The sequence below is a fragment of the Bacteroidia bacterium genome, from assembly GCA_025056095.1.
Classification (GTDB): Bacteria; Bacteroidota; Bacteroidia; order JANWVE01; family JANWVE01; genus JANWVE01.
In genome coordinates, this window is record JANWVW010000276.1 from 1 (window position 1) to 3,226 (window position 3,226).

Below are 3,226 nucleotides of genomic sequence, written 5' to 3' on the forward strand. Positions count from 1 at the left end.
TTTTACTTTGCTTGAAGGCTTCAATTGACAGACGATTTAGTTTATCCAACTTCAATTTTTCAAGTGGTTCAGACATGCTTGTTTAATGCAAAGATAAGGGATATGTTTTTGAATAATTTTTTGGGCGTGTCCTTGCCCACACTTCGCTTGCGCTTGTGTGGGCAAGGGCACGCCCCAAAAAATGAAAAAATTAGCTTCAACCCCTACCTACACAAACTCAAAAGTCTTGCTGCCCTACCACTCTATATTGTAAATGAGATTCTTAGGCATCTTCAAAGGGCATAAAATTTTTTGTACTTTTCCATCATCAAAAATAACCGTATATTGACCTTCGGGAAAATTGCAAAAGGCATATTCACCTTGAGCATTTGTGTAAGTGTATACCCCCAGTTCAGCAACCATAACCTTAATATTCGGTACAGGTTCTTGACTTTGGTTAACTATCCTACCTCGTAAAGAACCTTTTTGTAGCACAGGCTGCGTATTCAAAAAAGTACAATAGGCTAAGCTTTGGTTCATGCTCTCACTTTGTGCAAGACCAAAAGTATAAAACAACAATCCCAAACTAATTGTCAAACCAACCTTAAGCTTGTAAAGGTGTTCAAAATAAAAGACACGCATTTTAGTCGAGCTATAAGTTAACTTATTTTTACGCTAATGTTACTAAAATGTTAACAGAAAAGTTGCATGGTCAGACTATTTTGACCTAAAAGTTTGATTTTCAATCACTTTATTTCATTCAGGATGCATCATTAAGCCGTATTTCATCACATAGTAATGAAAATTCATCATTACCCAAGGTATGCCCCTTAAAATTGTGATTATGCCTAGTACAACTAAAATCCCAGAAGCTACGTAATGCAGCCGCATACGAAGCTTTATGCTAAGCTTGTGAGTCAAAAAGCCCAACAGAAGTAAGGGCAAAACCGTGCTTACAGCAAACAAAAACATAGTAAATACAGCTTTCAAAAAAGTAGGTTGAGCAGCTGCATAAGCAACAAAACCCCATAATAAAGCACAAGGTAAAAACCCTGTCAATAGTCCTAAGTAAAAGCCCATCAAAAAACTCTCCTCTTGCATGAATATCCTGAACACTTTTGTAAGAAATTTGCCTTGAATAAACTTACTGACAAAGTTCCATTTTGGAAAAAGTCCTATGTTTTGCAAGGCGATTAGAATCATAATACTACCCGCAACTATAGTGATAGTGTTTTGTATATGGCTATTCTCACCGTAAGATAAGAGTATTTTGCTGAATAGCCCACTTAGCGACCCCCAAGTAGTATAAATGAATAATCTGCCAATGTGATAAGCTATTTGTTTCTGCCAAGCATTTTTCTGAATAGACAAATGGGCTACAAACCCACCGCACATGCCTACACAATGCGCTAATGAAGAAAATAAACCTGCAACAAAAATAGCTGCCCAGTCCAAAGTAGTAGCAAAAATAATCAACCATTTGTATAACAATGGAACTTTATCAAACGTTTTTGCTTTTATTACTGCGAAGTTGTTTGCTATGATATACATCACTCGCAAAGTGCATTTCAGCGCTACACACAAAATGTGGAACAACAAATGGACACCCGAACAAAATAAAGCTTACTACGGTCCATGTGCAAATGAAAACTGGCACGGACACAACTACACGCTCGAAGTAACCCTCGTAGGTACAGTAAACCCCGAAACAGGATACGTAATTGACCTTAAATATCTCAAAAACATATTAGAAACACACATCGTTAGCAAGGTAGACCACAAAAATCTAACCTTAGACGTAGACTTCATGAAAGATGTTATTCCTAGCACAGAAAACTTTGCTGTAAAAGTATGGCAAATTCTTTATCCTTTGCTTAACTTCCCTAATGCAAAACTCTACGAAATTAAAATGTATGAAACAGAGCGTAACTGGGTAACTTATCGCGGCGAATAACGTTCAAATACTTGGCATACACATTTTATCTGCTTTTCGTATTATAAAAAAAGAGTATATTGTCAAACAGATAATTTGAAATACAATGACAAAGGTTCTTAATGGCAAAACGCAGCTTTCCGAAGCAGAAATTGAGTTCATCGGCGACAACCATATTGCTACAAGTGCCGATACACCTCTCAAACCTGATGCTTTTCTGCTTTCTGATGAAACCAAAATAGCTCTAATTGAGCAAAAATTCCGAGAAATAATGGAAATTTTAGGGCTAGACCTTACCGATGACAGTTTATCTGGCACGCCACACAGAGTAGCAAAAATGTATGTCAAAGAAATATTTTCAGGACTAAATCCAAAAAATGCCCCCAAAATTTCTCTTTTTGAAAACAAGTACCAATACAATCAAATGTTAGTAGAAAAAAACATTACGGTTTTTTCACATTGCGAACATCATTTTGTACCTATTTTAGGAAAAGCTCATATTGGATATATTTCGTCAGGTAAGGTCATAGGGCTATCCAAGCTCAACCGAATTGTAGACTATTTTGCTAAACGCCCACAAGTCCAAGAACGTTTAACTTGTCAGATTGCTAACTACTTATGTCAAGTGCTAGAAACCGAAGATGTAGCCGTAGTTATTGATGCAAAGCATTTATGTGTGGCTACCAGGGGCATAAAGGACACAACCAGCAGCACGGTAACCTCTGTTTTCAAGGGCAGATTTGAGCAAAGCGAAGTTAAAAAAGAGTTTTTGCAGTATCTAGATTTGAAAACTGAAGCCTTTTGATACCGTGTTATAGCTAAGCATGAAAAATGATTTTTTTGAGTTAGTGTATCAGGTAGTAAGAGCCATTCCAAAAGGACGAGTAACTTCATACAGTGCTATAAGTGAATATCTTACAGGTTCAAAGCGCAGTGCGCGCATGGTAGGTTGGGCGATGAATCTCTCTCATCATGTACGCCCTTACGTACCCGCGCATCGTGTAGTTAATCACAAAGGTTTGCTGACAGGTTTTAGACACTTTGCTACTCCTACTCAAATGCAGGAACTTTTAGAAGCCGAAGGTGTTCCTGTAAAAGACCTTCAAGTACAGAATTTTGAGAAGTATTTTTGGCATCCGAAGGAAATGCTTTTAGAAGAATAATTTTTTGGGCGTGCCCTTGCCCATACTTCGCTGCGCTTGTATGGGCAAGGTCGGCGTGCTACGGGCTACGCTGACGCTTCGGTGCTTCGCTGCGCTTCGCACCGTGCTAACGCACGCCCTCCGCATGCCTCACGCAAAAAGCCCCTGCAAA

Annotated in this window: 6 protein-coding genes; 3 read left to right on the forward strand and 3 right to left on the reverse strand. The window is 38.4% G+C overall.

Going from position 1 to position 3,226, the window contains the following annotated elements:
• Positions 1 to 234: 234 nt before the first annotated feature.
• Together NZ519_13275 and NZ519_13280 are read right to left on the reverse strand one after the other, a co-directional pair.
• On the reverse strand, positions 235 to 519 hold the full coding sequence (locus NZ519_13275; GenBank protein ID MCS7029725.1) for a carboxypeptidase-like regulatory domain-containing protein: 285 nt from the start codon (positions 517 to 519) through the stop codon (positions 235 to 237).
• A gap of 216 nt (positions 520 to 735) precedes the next feature.
• Entirely contained in the window at positions 736 to 1,530 is a 795-nt protein-coding gene (locus NZ519_13280; GenBank protein MCS7029726.1) for a sulfite exporter TauE/SafE family protein, read from the reverse strand.
• Here NZ519_13280 and NZ519_13285 point away from each other — a divergent pair.
• From NZ519_13285 to NZ519_13295, 3 genes are all read left to right on the forward strand, one after another.
• Positions 1,520 to 1,933 carry a 6-carboxytetrahydropterin synthase gene (locus NZ519_13285; protein MCS7029727.1) on the forward strand — a complete coding sequence of 138 codons (414 nt, stop codon included), beginning with the start codon at positions 1,520 to 1,522 and terminating at the stop codon, positions 1,931 to 1,933. The two genes, NZ519_13280 and NZ519_13285, sit on opposite strands and share 11 nt — an antisense overlap.
• Positions 1,934 to 2,018: 85 nt before the next feature.
• A complete protein-coding gene (gene folE / locus NZ519_13290) occupies positions 2,019 to 2,717 on the forward strand; it encodes a GTP cyclohydrolase I FolE (GenBank protein MCS7029728.1) in 699 nt (232 codons plus the stop codon).
• A gap of 19 nt (positions 2,718 to 2,736) precedes the next feature.
• On the forward strand, positions 2,737 to 3,075 hold the full coding sequence (locus NZ519_13295) for an MGMT family protein (GenBank protein MCS7029729.1): 339 nt from the start codon (positions 2,737 to 2,739) through the stop codon (positions 3,073 to 3,075).
• On the opposite strand, the gene NZ519_13300 is transcribed toward NZ519_13295, so the two are convergent.
• The gene (locus NZ519_13300; GenBank protein MCS7029730.1) at positions 3,064 to 3,201 is read right to left on the reverse strand and encodes a hypothetical protein; all 138 of its coding nucleotides are present in this window, start codon (positions 3,199 to 3,201) and stop codon (positions 3,064 to 3,066) included. The genes NZ519_13295 and NZ519_13300 overlap by 12 nt on opposite strands.
• Positions 3,202 to 3,226: the final 25 nt, after the last annotated feature.